The following is a 13339-nucleotide window of genomic DNA, read 5'->3' as shown; positions in this document are numbered from 1 at the left end:
AGTACAGAGGGGAAGAAAATGAACGCAGGAAAAAAAATCATCAGCACCATCAGCTTGACATTAGTATGCATAGCGCTGCTTGCAGCGGTACCTTTTCAGGGAAATGCAGGACGGGTAATGGCCTCTTCGACCAGCGGCAATACGATTGACCGATCCTCGCCGAATGTAATTACTGATGACGATCGTGCAGATGCCGACGCCCAGCTGAAGGCGCATGTGGACAGTATACTGAAGCGGACACATCCGGATGAATATACGCTTAAGAAGCTGAATGACACTTTATACAGTGCCATATATTATATTGCCAACACAGAGATGAGTGTCGGTGAATTATGGTCTTACGTAGGCGAGATGAAGGCCAAGCTGGATGCGGTAGTTCCGGACACGTCGGTAACGAAACCTACAACGGAATTCCTTCAGGTGGGAAATAACTGGGAGACACCGTCTGTCAGCTACGGGCAGCAGGTTTCCATTGTTCTGCCTATTATAAATCTGGGAAGTGAGAATCTTACGGATCTGGTGGTGAAGCCTGTCGTCTCCAATGATGTCAAGCTATGGCCTTTTGAACCGGATGCTACGGGATATGTTCAGTCTTTTGCGGAAATACCGGGAAATCCCTATGGAGGTAATTATGAGGCCGGTATGTTTGCCAGAAGAGAACTGACTTATAATTTTACGGTGAGAGAAGATGTAATGACCGGCTATTACCCGCTGTCTTTTGAAATCTGGTATACAAAGGCAGGGGTAAGGTGTGAAGAGCCGGAGACTGTATTGGTTTATGTATATACACAGGGAAAACCCGGCGCAGGGCATATCGGCGGCGATGACGGAGCCGTGGAGTCCAAACCGCGTATTATTGTAACCGGCTTTGAGACAAATCCCAAGGAAATTTATGCCGGAGATACCTTTATGGTAACTATCCATGTGAAGAATACCTCCAAAGAAAAAGCGGTTAATAATGTGCTGTTTGACATGCAGGCGGTGGAAAGCGGTACGGAGGCCAATACCACCTATGCTGTATTCCTGCCTACTTCGGGTTCCAGTTCTGTTTACACGGATTCCATCGGACCCGGCAGTGAATTTGATATTAATATCGAAATGACTGCCAAGACGGATCTGACACAGAAGCCTTATGTAATAACCGTAAAAATGAAATATGATTCAGGAAAAGATGTCGACCTGACTGATGAGGCAAAGGTATCCGTTCCGGTGCTGCAGGAGGCTAAGTATGATACCAGTGATATTGAGGCAATGCCTGCCAGCATTTCCATAGGCAGCCAGTCTAATGTCATGTTCAGCATATATAATACCGGTAAAACCACTTTTTATAATCTTCAGGTGAAATATGAGGGGGATTCCATTGAAGGAGGAGATACCTTCCTCGGAACTCTGAAACCGGGAGAAACAGGAAGCGTGGATTCCATGATTACTGCGGTTGCCCCCAGTACGGGTGACGGAACAATCAAAGCTAAAATATCCTTTGAAAATGAATCTGGGGAATTGGTGAGCTTTGAGAGGAATTTTGCGTTGGATGTCTATGAAGAGGTTTATATGGATCCCTCAATGCCGGAGGATATTCCCGTGGATAACCAGGGCGGCGTTAATATCGGTTTAATTATAGGTATTGCAGCGGCGGTGGTTGTGGCAGCAGTCATAATTGTCATTGTGACAGTCAGAAAAAAGAAAAAGAAGGCGGCGGCCCTGAAACTGGAAGAAGAGCTGCTGGACACAGACAATGAAGAATAACCAGGGGCAGGAGCGGATATGAAATTTTTGGATTTGCTGCGGTTAAGCAGCAGCAGCCTGTGGAAGAGAAAAGTGCGTACCCTGCTTACCGTGCTGGGAGTGACCATTGGCGTGGCTTCTATTGTAGTAATGGTTTCCCTGGGATTGGGGCTGAATAAGTCATCCATGGAAGAAATGGAATCCTACGGCAGCCTTACCGCGATTACGGTTAACGAAGCCGGAGGTTATGGCTATTCTTATTCCGGCAGCGTTATGGTGCAAAGCTCTTCTTCCGATAAAGAGCAGGAGGAAAAAAGGCTGGATGATGAGCTGGTGGAAACCCTGAAGGCCATCCCGCACGTGAATCTTGTGTCGCCGGTGCTCAGTGTGGATGTCATTGCCAGAAGCGGGATTTATGAAGGCAATTTCAGAGTCCAGGGAATGACTCCGGAGGCTTTTGAGGCTATGAAAATCCCTTTGGGGGAAGGCACCTTTCCTCAGAAAAATGCGGAAAAGCTGGAATTCTTTTATGGAAATATGGTTTTACAGAGTTTTTATAATGCGAGAACCGGCAGCTATCCGTATTATGAGAAGGGAGAAATGCCGGATGTTAATCTTCTGAAGGACCCTGTTTTCGTTATTTTCGACACAAGCGCTTATTACAGTAATAAATATGGAGACGGCAGTTCGGGAGCTTCCAAGACGCCTCCTCCCAAAAAGTATCTCATTGGTACCTGCGGCCTGGTAGAGGGCGGTCCCGAAAACTGGAGCAGATACAGCTATGATGTTTATTGTGATATTGATTTGCTGAAGACGGAATTAAAGCGTATATTTAAAAATAAAGCCATTCCCGGACAGCCGACTACAAAAACGGGTAAGCCCTTCAAGGAAATATATTACAGTCAGATATATGTAGATGTGGATGACATGGAAAACGTTACAGAGGTGCAGAATGCCATCAATGCCATGGGATACCAGGCCTCCAGCAACGCGGAATGGGTACAGGCCATGCAGACACAGTACGGATACGTGCAGCTGGTACTGGGAGGAATCGGAGCGGTTTCACTGCTGGTAGCAGCTATCGGAATCACAAATACGATGATGATGTCCATTTATGAACGTACGAAAGAAATTGGTATTATGAAGGTCCTGGGCTGTGACCTGAGAAATATTCAGATGATGTTTTTGATGGAAGCAGGATTTATCGGTTTTATCGGTGGTATCGTGGGGCTGGTATTCAGCTTTGCCATATCGATACTGATAAACCAGATCGTGGCATCTATGGGGAATATGATGACGTTGTCCTATATACCTCCATGGCTGGCGCTCCTGTCTTTGGTCTTTGCCGTTCTTGTGGGAATGATAGCGGGATTTTTCCCTTCGCTCAGAGCGATGAGACTGAGTCCTCTTGCGGCAATAAGAAACGAATAAAAGACTCCGGTATCAAAAGAATGTCGTTAAGCTTAGACATTGCTTTTATACCGGAGCCTTTTTTCTTCTGTATCGAAATCGTCTGTCAGGAATTAACTAACGCTGCGGTTACACAGTTGGCAAACAGCTGTGCGCCCGGAAGATTGGGGTGTACGCCGTCACTGGTAAAAACAGAAAGATTATCATATGTAATTCCGCAATTATAAACATCGATGACGGATGCGCCGTATGCGGCGGCAATAGCACGGATTTGTTTATTGAAGTCCATGATAGAATCCCCATTTCTGTTCACGGGAGTATTGGTTCCCGGCGCTCTGAGCCCCGGATCTCTGGCAAAAAGGGTACAGCAGTATACGGCGGCATCGGGATACAGAGTCTTTATTTTCAGAAGCATCAGTTCGTAAGCACTGCTGAAGGTGGCAGGTGTTCCTTCGGTTTGAAGAGAAGGTGCCTTAAAGGAGCCTAACGGTATATCCCGGGCAAAATCGTTTACACCCATATAAATTACGATGACATTGGGAGACGTGCCGTCAGCACCCTTTAAATCCATAATACGACGGAAGCTGCAGCCAGGTGCGGAGCCATCCGTGGCAAGGGAATTCCCGGTTACATTAGTATTGGCGGAAGAAGCGTTGCTGCACAGGCGCATACCTGTGGCGTTCAGCACCTGATACCACCAGGTCCCTTCTACCATGGGAATACCGCTGTTTCCAGGATAGAAAATATTATAATCTCTGGGAATATAGTCATTAAAGGTTGAGAGGCTGTCCCCCAGAATGGAAAGGCTCATACCAGTGTATTTCGTAGGAACATTGGAAGATTCCACTGTTTTCAGCGGAGCGGCGGCATCTGCAGTTATGCCATTGCACAGCGGGTAAGTAAACATAAGGGAAGCTGCCAGGGCCAGGGCTGTGAATTTTACTCCTTTTTTCATAGCATAAAAAACTCCTTTTCTCAATTGTTATCCAATAAAAAAGGTATCACAGAGAAAAGGAGTTTGTCAAGTTATGTCTGTTATTGTAACTAATATAAAAGTGATTTGGTAATATATTCCGCGATAAGGTGTGCGCCCTCCGCATTGGGGTGGGTGCCGTCAATGGTATAATCCGAAAGATTATCATAGGTAATACCGCAATTATGGACGTCAATTACCGGATAATTATAGGCGGAAGCGATTGTGGCGATTTCCGCGTTGAAATCAGCTATTGTGTTCCCGTTTTCATTGGTGGAAGGGAAGGCTCCGGGATTGTCGTCAACATCCCCTGCATTGGTTTCCAAAAGGGTACAGAAATAAATCTGTGTCTTGGGATAAGTTGCCGCCAGCTTCTGCAGCATCAGCTCATAAGCATCGCAGAAATTGGTAATAACCCCTTCCTGCTGTGCCTCAGGAGTGGTAAAATTACCCAGCTCCACACTCCGCAGGAAGTCATTTACGCCCATAAATACAATAAGGATATCAGGAGCGGGGCCGTCGTCACCGGGGGTTAAATCATTAATCCGCTTGAAACTGCATCCGGGGGCGCTGCCGGTAGTATCTGAAGAATCACCCGAAACATCGGTGTTGGAAGAAGAAGCATTGGCATTCAGCTCCATTCCTGTAGAAGAGAGAACCTGAAACCACCAGGTTTTTTCTACTGTGGAAATATCTCCGTAGTTAGGATAAAAGATATTATAGTCAGTCGGGATATAACCATCAAATGTGGAAATGCTGTCCCCAAGAATGGACAATTTCAATCCGGTCAAATTCCGCGCTTCCTTCTGCTCTGTGGAAGCTTCTTCGGACGGAGGTACAGAGCTTTCCGTCTGAGCTGCGGTATTGTCAGATATGCCGTCCGTTTCGGAAAAAGTTTCGGGGGGAATAGTTTCCTCAGATGAGTCGGAGGACGGCTTGCTGCAGCAGACAAAGAAAATACTGAAAACAGCTACACATAAAAACAGCAGGCACAGTAAGCCTATGCCGATAAAATTACCGGATGATTTTCTTTTTTTCATGAGAACTCCTACCTGATTATGGTTAATATAAGTCTATGCCTGTTATTATAACATGATTCATAAGGAATAGGCGGAAAAATTTCTTAAGATTAAATTCTCTGTCACATGAAAGTGTTAGCGCGGAAAAGAATAAAATTAGATATTATATATATAAACAGGAAAAATGAATATTTGAAAAAGTATAGGATATAGACGATATGCATAAAAACTAAACGTTAAATATGTGAAAAAGACACGAAATTACCTATTCGCTCTTGACATCGATTGGCAAGTTTGATATGCTCAATTCAGATGAGGGAAAGAGATAAATACTGAGTGGGTTGTTACTGTCAGGCAGGCAAAACCAGATTTTATAAGTTAATCGCCGTATGTATGTTGTGTGAGTACAGGCTGGTGAGGTTAACTTATAAGATTTGGTTTTTTTTATTCATAAATTACATTCTGAAATATATTTTGGGAATGCTAACAGCGTAAAACAAACCGGAAACCAGAATTATACTTCCAATCTCCACAGCAGAGGTCAGGTATGATAATCGGAAAAATAATTAATAATAATGTGGTATCCTCCTGGGATGAGGAGGGTAAGGAAATAATTGTTATGGGCCGCGGCCTGGGTTTTCAGAAGAAAGCCGGGCAGGATGTAGCGGAGGATGGCATAGAAAAGATATTCCGGCTGGAAAGTAAGGATGTGCGGGAACGCTTTAAAGATTTGCTCGCAAGCATGCCGTTAGAATATATTCAGGTATCGGCGGATATTATTTCATGTGCAAGAAAAAATCTGAATACAAAGCTCAGCCAGAATGTATATTTGACACTCACCGACCATATTGGTTTTGCAATAGAACGTTTTAAAGACGGAATGGATTTTTCCAATGCCCTTTACCGTGAAATCAAACGGTTTTATCCTCAGGAGTTCGGAATCGGAATGCATGCCCTCAGCCTTATAGAAGAAAGGACAGGGATACGCCTGCCGGACGATGAAGCGGCTTCCATAGCCATTCATCTTGTAGATGCCGAATTTGATATTAAGGTCCGGGATACATGGGCTATGACTAATATGATACAGGATATGATGCAGATACTGGAGAAAAGTCTCAATCTGCCGCCGGAGGATTCCCTTTACAGGGATAGGCTGGCATCCAACCTTAAATTCCTCGCTCACCGGATGCTTTTGCTTCCTCCTGTGGAAGGAAGAGAGGATTACGTATTTGAAGAATTTGTGAAGAACCACTGCAGCGGGGAATACGCGCTGGCAGGAAAGGTAAAAGAACATGTGAAAGAGCAGTACGGCTGTGAAATGACCGGGGAAGAGCAGATTTATCTGGCCCTGCAGCTGAAACAGGCCGGCAGCTTTACAGATATGACACAGAATAACAAAAAATGATCAGTCAAAAAGAAGGGATGGATGAAAATGGGCTTATTTGATGTTTTTAAGAAAAAAGGAATTGTTCTCGGATCGCCTCTGGAAGGAGAATGCGTTTCCCTGAAGCAGGTAAATGACCCTACCTTCAGTGAGGAAATACTCGGTAAGGGAATCGCAGTAGTGCCTGTTAACGGAAAGGTATATGCACCTGCAGACTGCGAGATAACCACTGTATTTCCCACAGGCCATGCACTGGGACTCACTACGGCGGAGGGGGTGGAAATCCTGATTCACATCGGGTTGGATACGGTTAAGCTTAGCGGACAGCATTTTACAATCCATACGGAGACGGGAGCCAAAGTAAGCAAGGGGGATTTGCTGATAGAAGCGGATATCGAACAGATTAAGGCCGCCGGATATGATGTCATTACCCCCATGATTGTATGCAATACGTCAGATTATGCTTCTGTCGAGGGAAAAACCGGGAAGACGGTTAAACCTGGTGACGATTGTCTGGAAATTACCAAGTAAATAGCTGGGAGGAATAACCATGATTAAATGTTCCGGTAAAAGCGTATTAAAAGGGATTGCAATAGGAAGAATATATTTGTACAAAAAGCAGGAATATGTTCTGAAGCAGGAAACTGTGGAAAATCCCGAGGCAGAAGTGGAAAGACTGGAAAAGGCAAAAGAAGCCGCCGGAAGCCAGCTGGAGGAGCTGTATCAGAAAGCATTGGTGGAAGCCGGAGAAGAGCAGGCGATGATCTTTGATGTCCATAAGATGATGTTGGAAGACGAAGATTATCTGGACTCTATCCGCGGGATGATCCGGGATGAAAAAATGAATGCGGAATATGCCGTGAGCCTTACCGGAGATAATTTCGCAGGTGTTTTCGCAAGTATGGATGATGAGTATATGAAAGCCCGTTCTGCAGATGTCCTGGATATTTCCAAACGTCTGATACGGATACTCGCAGGAGTAGGCGAAGAGGGAATTGTATCGGAAGAACCGGTGATACTGCTGGCAGACGACCTTTCCCCCAGTGAGACTGTGCAGATGGATAAAAGCAAAATACTTGCGATTGTAACCAAGCATGGTTCAACGAATTCCCATACGGCAATTCTGGCCAGGTCCATGAACATTCCGGCTCTTGTACAGACGGATGTAGCCCTTTTGGAAGAGTACAGCGGTGCTAAGGCCGTGGTGGATGGATTCAGCGGTACCTTTATCATCAATCCGGAGGATTCGGTGCTGGATACGATGGTACAGAAAAAGATGGAATATGAAAAAGAGCGTACGGCTCTTCAGGAATTAAAAGGTAAAGACAACATTACCTCTGACGGACGCAGAATTAACTTGTATGCCAATATCGGAAATGTATCAGATGTGGATAAGGTACTGGAATCCGATGCCGGCGGAATCGGACTTTTCCGCAGTGAATTTATTTATCTGGGAAGAGAAGATTATCCTTCAGAGGAAGAGCAGTTTCATATATATAAGGAAGTCCTTTCAAAGATGGAAGGCAAGAAGGTAATTATCAGAACCCTGGATATCGGGGCCGACAAACAGGTGGATTATTTTAAACTTCCCAAGGAAGAAAATCCGGCGATGGGCTTTCGCGCTATCCGTATCTGCCTGGAAAGACCTGAGGTTTTCAAAACACAGCTGAGAGCTATTTACAGGGCTTCTGCCTTCGGTACGGCGGCTATTATGTTCCCCATGATTATTTCCGTAGGAGAAATCAGGAAAATAAAGAAAATTGTGGAGGAAGTAAAAGAGGAGCTTACCAAAGAAGGAATCAGCTTCAACCGAGTGGAACTGGGAATCATGATTGAAACACCGGCGGCAGCAGTTATCAGTGATGAGCTGGCGAAGGAAGTTGAATTTTTCAGTATTGGAACAAATGACCTGACTCAGTACACGCTGGCTATAGACAGGCAGAATCAGAATCTTGATGATTTTTATGATTCTCATCATGAAGCAGTTCTCCGGCTTATCCGGATGACGGTGGAAAATGGTCATAAAGCGGGAATCTGGGTAGGCATCTGCGGCGAGCTTGGCGGGGATACCACTCTGACAAAGACTTTTGTTGATATGGGAGTAGATGAGCTTTCCGTGTCTCCCACCTATGTATTGAGTGTAAGAAAAGCGGTAAGGGATATATAGGCCTGAAGAACTGCTGAAAAAGGTATCTGCCACAATTCCGGAATAAACGGAGAGTGGTTTTGATAAAAATATGAAGAAGGGAGACAGACGTACATGAAAGAATTTAAGTATACGATCACTGACGAGCTGGGAATCCATGCAAGGCCTGCGGGTCTTCTGGTAAAGAAGGCTGCAGAATTTGCCAGCACAGTTTCCGTGGATAACGGAACCAAGAAGGGGGACGCAAAGAAAATTATGTCCCTGATGATGATGGCCGTGAAACAGGGCCAGACTGTTACTTTTACTATAGAAGGACCGGATGAAGATGCTGCGGCACAGGCGCTGGAAGCCTTCATGAAAGAGAACCTGTAAACAAGTTGTATTCTAAAGGAAAGAGAATTCCTTTTGAATAAAGAAAAAGTTCTGTAGCTAGGGCAGAACAGAAAAAGAAGGGGGCAATTTTAATTATGATGAAGTATTTGCAAAGATTAGGTAAGTCCTTGATGCTGCCGGTTGCTTGTCTGCCGGTTTGTGGTATCCTGATGGGCGTTGGGTACATTTTGGCACCTGCCGCTATGGCTGGTGAGGTTGCGGGCTTTACAGCAGGCGGTGTTGCCTATACAATCGGTTTATTCCTGATTAAAGCCGGTGGTGCTCTGATTGATAATATGGCATGGCTTTTTGCCATTGGTGTCGCTGTCGGTATGTCTGATGATAATGACGGTACCGCAGGTCTGGCAGGTCTGGTATCTTTCCTGATGATTACCACACTGCTCAGCTCCGGCACAGTAGCAGGTCTGACCGGTGCGGATGCAGATCCTGCATTCGCCAAAATCAATAACCAGTTTGTCGGTATCCTGGCCGGTCTGATTGGTGCAACATGCTATAATAAATTCAAAGGAACCAAGCTTCCCGATGCACTTTCTTTCTTCAGCGGCAAGCGTGCGGTTGCAATTGTAACGGCTATGTTCTCTATCCTTGCTTCCGCAATATTGTTCTTTATATGGCCTCTGCTGTTTGGCGGTTTGGTTAAACTGGGAGAAAGTTTCCTGGGAATGGGCGCTGTAGGTGCAGGTATTTATGCATTCTTCAACCGTCTGCTGATTCCTTTCGGTCTGCATCATGCATTGAACTCCGTATTCTGGTTCGACGTTGCAGGAATTAATGACCTCGGAAACTTCTGGGGAAATACAGGTACTTACGGACAGACTGGTATGTACATGACAGGATTCTTCCCGTTCATGATGTTTGGTCTTCCTGCTGCCTGTCTGGCGATGTATCATACAGCTAAATCCAATAAGAAGAAAGTAGTTTATGGTCTGCTTGCATCTGCAGCATTCTGTTCTTTCTTCACCGGTGTAACAGAGCCTATCGAATTCTCTTTCATGTTCCTGGCTCCCGGACTGTATCTCGTTCATGCATTGTTAGCTGGTATTACCGCAGGTATTACCGTAGCGCTTCCTGTCAGAGCAGGTTTCTCCTTCTCCGGCGGCGCCATTGACCTTGTATTGAGTTCCTTTACGCCTTTGGCCGAGAATCCCTGGTTAGTGCTCCCGATAGGTATCGTAGTAGGTATCCTGTACTATGTAATCTTCCGTTTTGTTATTACCAAATTCAACCTTAAGACACCTGGCCGTGAAGATGATGACCTGGAAGCCGAAAAGAGCGTGGTTCTGTCAAACAACGACTTTACAGCAGTTGCCAAGGTTGTTCTTGAAGGAATTGGCGGTAAAGAAAATGTGAAGTCTCTGGATAACTGTATTACCAGACTTCGTTTCGAAATCAATGATTACACCAAGGTGGATGAGAAGAAAATCAAATCAGCCGGTGTTGCGGGTATTATCAGACCCAGCAAGACATCCGTTCAGGTAATTGTAGGAACCAAGGTTCAGTTCGTAGCGGATGAAATGAAGAAAATGCTTTAATAAAAGCATACAGAACCCAAATTTTCCTGCCTAGCACAGTCGGAAGCTCCGTAACAGGAGCTTCCGAATTTGGTTATAAAGACTTTTTGGACAAATATGGTTAAAAAAAGACCGGATTGTACATAGAACAGTCTGGAGACTGGCTGTATAATAGTTTATAATATAAGGGAAACGTATATACTAAATACATTGAGAAGGAGCAGTAAAAATGAAAATTATTAAAGCTAAGGATTATATGGACATGAGCAGGAAAGCGGCAAATATTATTTCCGCACAGGTTATTATCAAGCCGGATTGTGTACTGGGGCTTGCTACCGGTTCCACGCCTGTCGGGACCTATAAGCAGCTTGTGGAATGGTACAATAAAGGGGATCTGGACTTCTCCGAGGTTACCTCTGTTAATCTGGATGAATACAAGGGGCTGACCAGAGATAATGACCAGAGCTACTATTATTTTATGAATGACAATCTTTTCAAACATGTAAATATTAATAAGGAAAGAACCCATCTTCCTGACGGAACGGAGCCGGACAGCGCGAAGGCATGTGATGATTACAATAAGGTGATCGCGTCTGTGGGAGGAATTGATCTTCAGCTTCTTGGCCTGGGCCATAACGGACATATCGGCTTTAATGAACCCGCTGACAGCTTCGAACTGGAAACCCATTGTGTGGATTTGACAGAGTCCACCATTAAGGCGAACCAGCGTTTCTTCGCTTCCTATGATGAAGTTCCCAAACAGGCATATACTATGGGGATTAAAACGATTATGCAGGCTAAAAAGGTTCTTGTGGTTGTAAGCGGGGAAGATAAGGCTGAGATCGTTAAGAAGGCATTTTTCGGACCGGTAAAGCCTCAGGTTCCTGCATCTGTTCTCCAGCTTCATAATGATGTGGTTGTAGTTGCAGATGAGGCGGCGCTTTCCGGAATCTGACAGAACATTCCTTACTTATGTGGCTGGAATAAAGCATTCTAGGAGGATAATGATATGATAATACAAAGCAAGCAGGTATGGATAGCCGGACAGTTTCTCGCCATGCAGCTGGAAGTAAATGACGGAAAAATAACGGACATCCTTCCTTATGGTACAAAAGAAGCGGATGAGGATTATGGCGAAAAGCGTATCCTTCCCGGTTTTATAGATGTGCATACCCATGGAGCTTATGGTTTTGATACGAATGACGCCGAACCGGAAGGACTGCGTGACTGGATGAAACGTATTCCTGAAGAGGGTGTAACGGCTATCCTCCCCACTACGGTAACGCAGATGCCGGAGGTCCTGACCGAAGCGTTGAGAAATGTTGCGGCCGTAGTTAAGGAAGGCTATGAAGGCGCGGAAATCCTGGGTGTTCATTTTGAAGGCCCTTATCTGGACATGGAATATAAGGGGGCCCAGCCTCCTGAGGCTATTGCCACCGCGGCTGTAGAGCAGTTTAAAATGTACCAGGAAGCGGCGGAAGGCCTGATCAAATATATTACCATGGCCCCTGAACATGACAGGAATTTTGCTCTTACCAGACACTGCCGGGAAACCGGTGTTGTAGTGAGTATGGGGCATTCCTCTGCGACTTATGAGCAGGCTATGCTGGGTATTGCCAATGGTGCGACCAGCATGACCCATGTTTATAACGGAATGACACCTTATCATCACAGAAAGCCGGGACTTGTGGGTGCTGCTTTCCGTGTAAGGGATATTTACGGTGAAATCATCTGCGATGGCTGTCATTCCCATCTGGCGGCATTAAATAACTATTTCCAGGCCAAGGGCAGGGATTATGGAATTATGGTAAGTGATTCGCTCCGTGCAAAGCACTGCCCTCCGGGCGGCAGCTATCAGCTGGGAGGCCATGATATTGAAATTGGGGAAGACGGACTCGCCAGACTGAAGGGGACCGATACAATTGCAGGAAGCACATTGAATATGAATAAGGGACTTAAGATTCTGGTGGAAAAAGCCCTGGTTCCTCTGGATGCTGCTATTAATTCCTGTACGCTCAACCCTGCCAGATGTCTCGGAGTGGATGAACGAAAGGGGAAACTGGTGGTAGGATACGATGCGGATATTGTGGTGTTGGAAGACAACTACGATGTGGTTCAGACCTACTGCAGAGGGAAGAAGATGCTGTAACAGATAATAAAGCTGTAAATCATACGGATGCCGTGCTTTTATGTACGGCATCCGGCCTATTGCGCTATGATTTTATTGGCTGTATGTTTAACGGTTCAGGCCTGTCTGAACTGTAATTGTGTTCTGAATGGATAGTAATAACGGAATAGACTTTATCTTTTGATTATGTTACTATATGCATATAGGAGGTATAGCTTATGACAGATTCTGAAAAACTTGATTTATTGCTGAAGCAAATGGGGGCTATGGATGAACGGTTTATGCAGATGGATGATCGTTTTTCACAAATGGATGATCGCTTTACACAGCTGGATAATCGTCTTATGAAGTTGGAAAATGGCGTGACTGATATTCGTTTGACACTGGAAAATGAAATAGGCCCCAATATAAGAAGAGTTGCCGAAGGGCATCAGGATCTTTCACGCAAGCTTGACGAGGCATTAAAGGTGGAAAATGAAAAAGAAATGCTTATTATCCGTGTTAATACATTGGAAAACGAAATGCGCCGTATGAAAGATAAAGTAAACAGTTTTGCATAGTACTGTTTTTATATTACATAAGAGAGGAATACTTTATTTTCTGAGGTTACTCTCTTATTTTTTTGTCTTTTTAAGAAAAATCTTTTATAT

At 44.9% G+C, this 13339-nt stretch carries 12 protein-coding genes; 10 read left to right on the top strand and 2 right to left on the bottom strand.

Features of this window, described 5'->3' with window-relative positions; genetic code table 11:
• Positions 1-18 precede the first annotated feature (18 nt).
• Positions 19-1746 (top strand): COG1361 S-layer family protein, encoded by a 1728-nt coding sequence (locus tag BLA28_RS28315; RefSeq protein ID WP_069153549.1) that lies wholly within the window; start codon positions 19-21, stop codon positions 1744-1746.
• A gap of 18 nt (positions 1747-1764) precedes the next feature.
• Complete coding sequence (locus BLA28_RS28310; protein ID WP_069159500.1) at positions 1765-3156, top strand: ABC transporter permease; 1392 nt, start codon at positions 1765-1767, stop codon at positions 3154-3156.
• Positions 3157-3241: 85 nt separating this feature from the next.
• Here BLA28_RS28310 and BLA28_RS28305 read toward each other — a convergent pair whose 3' ends face one another.
• The gene (locus tag BLA28_RS28305; RefSeq protein WP_009256474.1) at positions 3242-4090 is read right to left on the bottom strand and encodes an SGNH/GDSL hydrolase family protein; all 849 of its coding nucleotides are present in this window, start codon (positions 4088-4090) and stop codon (positions 3242-3244) included.
• Between the two features lie 89 nt (positions 4091-4179).
• Entirely contained in the window at positions 4180-5148 is a 969-nt protein-coding gene (locus BLA28_RS28300) for an SGNH/GDSL hydrolase family protein (protein WP_044967053.1), read from the bottom strand.
• 526 nt (positions 5149-5674) lie between these two features.
• Here BLA28_RS28300 and licT point away from each other — a divergent pair.
• The 8 genes from licT to BLA28_RS28260 all read left to right on the top strand — a co-directional run bounded on the left by licT (position 5675) and on the right by BLA28_RS28260 (position 13249).
• Positions 5675-6532 carry a BglG family transcription antiterminator LicT gene (gene licT, locus BLA28_RS28295; RefSeq protein ID WP_069159501.1) on the top strand — a complete coding sequence of 286 codons (858 nt, stop codon included), beginning with the start codon at positions 5675-5677 and terminating at the stop codon, positions 6530-6532.
• Positions 6533-6553: 21 nt separating this feature from the next.
• Positions 6554-7042 carry a PTS sugar transporter subunit IIA gene (locus tag BLA28_RS28290; RefSeq protein WP_081330242.1) on the top strand — a complete coding sequence of 163 codons (489 nt, stop codon included), beginning with the start codon at positions 6554-6556 and terminating at the stop codon, positions 7040-7042.
• A gap of 19 nt (positions 7043-7061) precedes the next feature.
• The gene (gene ptsP / locus BLA28_RS28285; RefSeq protein WP_044967051.1) at positions 7062-8678 is read left to right on the top strand and encodes a phosphoenolpyruvate--protein phosphotransferase; all 1617 of its coding nucleotides are present in this window, start codon (positions 7062-7064) and stop codon (positions 8676-8678) included.
• Positions 8679-8771: 93 nt separating this feature from the next.
• A complete protein-coding gene (locus BLA28_RS28280) occupies positions 8772-9029 on the top strand; it encodes an HPr family phosphocarrier protein (protein ID WP_009256469.1) in 258 nt (85 codons plus the stop codon).
• Positions 9030-9124: 95 nt separating this feature from the next.
• Positions 9125-10582 (top strand): N-acetylglucosamine-specific PTS transporter subunit IIBC, encoded by a 1458-nt coding sequence (nagE, locus tag BLA28_RS28275; protein WP_009256468.1) that lies wholly within the window; start codon positions 9125-9127, stop codon positions 10580-10582.
• Between the two features lie 208 nt (positions 10583-10790).
• Positions 10791-11516, top strand: coding sequence for a glucosamine-6-phosphate deaminase (gene nagB, locus BLA28_RS28270; RefSeq protein ID WP_069159502.1), 726 nt, complete (start codon positions 10791-10793; stop codon positions 11514-11516).
• A gap of 54 nt (positions 11517-11570) precedes the next feature.
• Positions 11571-12710 carry an N-acetylglucosamine-6-phosphate deacetylase gene (nagA, locus tag BLA28_RS28265; protein WP_069159503.1) on the top strand — a complete coding sequence of 380 codons (1140 nt, stop codon included), beginning with the start codon at positions 11571-11573 and terminating at the stop codon, positions 12708-12710.
• A gap of 197 nt (positions 12711-12907) precedes the next feature.
• Entirely contained in the window at positions 12908-13249 is a 342-nt protein-coding gene (locus BLA28_RS28260) for a hypothetical protein (RefSeq protein ID WP_069159504.1), read from the top strand.
• Positions 13250-13339: the final 90 nt, after the last annotated feature.

Origin of the sequence: Eisenbergiella tayi, assembly GCF_001881565.1 — a bacterium.
In the GTDB taxonomy this organism is placed as follows: Bacteria; Bacillota; Clostridia; order Lachnospirales; family Lachnospiraceae; genus Eisenbergiella; species Eisenbergiella tayi.
This window is presented reverse-complemented; position numbering and strand designations above follow the sequence as displayed.

What these genes read in the sequence shown, in the direction of transcription:
- BLA28_RS28315 (WP_069153549.1), top strand. Translation starts at nt 19, where the DNA reads ATGAACGCAGGAAAAAAAATCATCAGCACCATCAGCTTGACATTAGTA.
- BLA28_RS28310 (WP_069159500.1), top strand. Translation starts at nt 1,765, where the DNA reads ATGAAATTTTTGGATTTGCTGCGGTTAAGCAGCAGCAGCCTGTGGAAG.
- BLA28_RS28305 (WP_009256474.1), bottom strand. Translation starts at nt 4,090, where the DNA reads ATGAAAAAAGGAGTAAAATTCACAGCCCTGGCCCTGGCAGCTTCCCTT.
- BLA28_RS28300 (WP_044967053.1), bottom strand. Translation starts at nt 5,148, where the DNA reads ATGAAAAAAAGAAAATCATCCGGTAATTTTATCGGCATAGGCTTACTG.
- licT (WP_069159501.1), top strand. Translation starts at nt 5,675, where the DNA reads ATGATAATCGGAAAAATAATTAATAATAATGTGGTATCCTCCTGGGAT.
- BLA28_RS28290 (WP_081330242.1), top strand. Translation starts at nt 6,554, where the DNA reads ATGAAAATGGGCTTATTTGATGTTTTTAAGAAAAAAGGAATTGTTCTC.
- ptsP (WP_044967051.1), top strand. Translation starts at nt 7,062, where the DNA reads ATGATTAAATGTTCCGGTAAAAGCGTATTAAAAGGGATTGCAATAGGA.
- BLA28_RS28280 (WP_009256469.1), top strand. Translation starts at nt 8,772, where the DNA reads ATGAAAGAATTTAAGTATACGATCACTGACGAGCTGGGAATCCATGCA.
- nagE (WP_009256468.1), top strand. Translation starts at nt 9,125, where the DNA reads ATGATGAAGTATTTGCAAAGATTAGGTAAGTCCTTGATGCTGCCGGTT.
- nagB (WP_069159502.1), top strand. Translation starts at nt 10,791, where the DNA reads ATGAAAATTATTAAAGCTAAGGATTATATGGACATGAGCAGGAAAGCG.
- nagA (WP_069159503.1), top strand. Translation starts at nt 11,571, where the DNA reads ATGATAATACAAAGCAAGCAGGTATGGATAGCCGGACAGTTTCTCGCC.
- BLA28_RS28260 (WP_069159504.1), top strand. Translation starts at nt 12,908, where the DNA reads ATGACAGATTCTGAAAAACTTGATTTATTGCTGAAGCAAATGGGGGCT.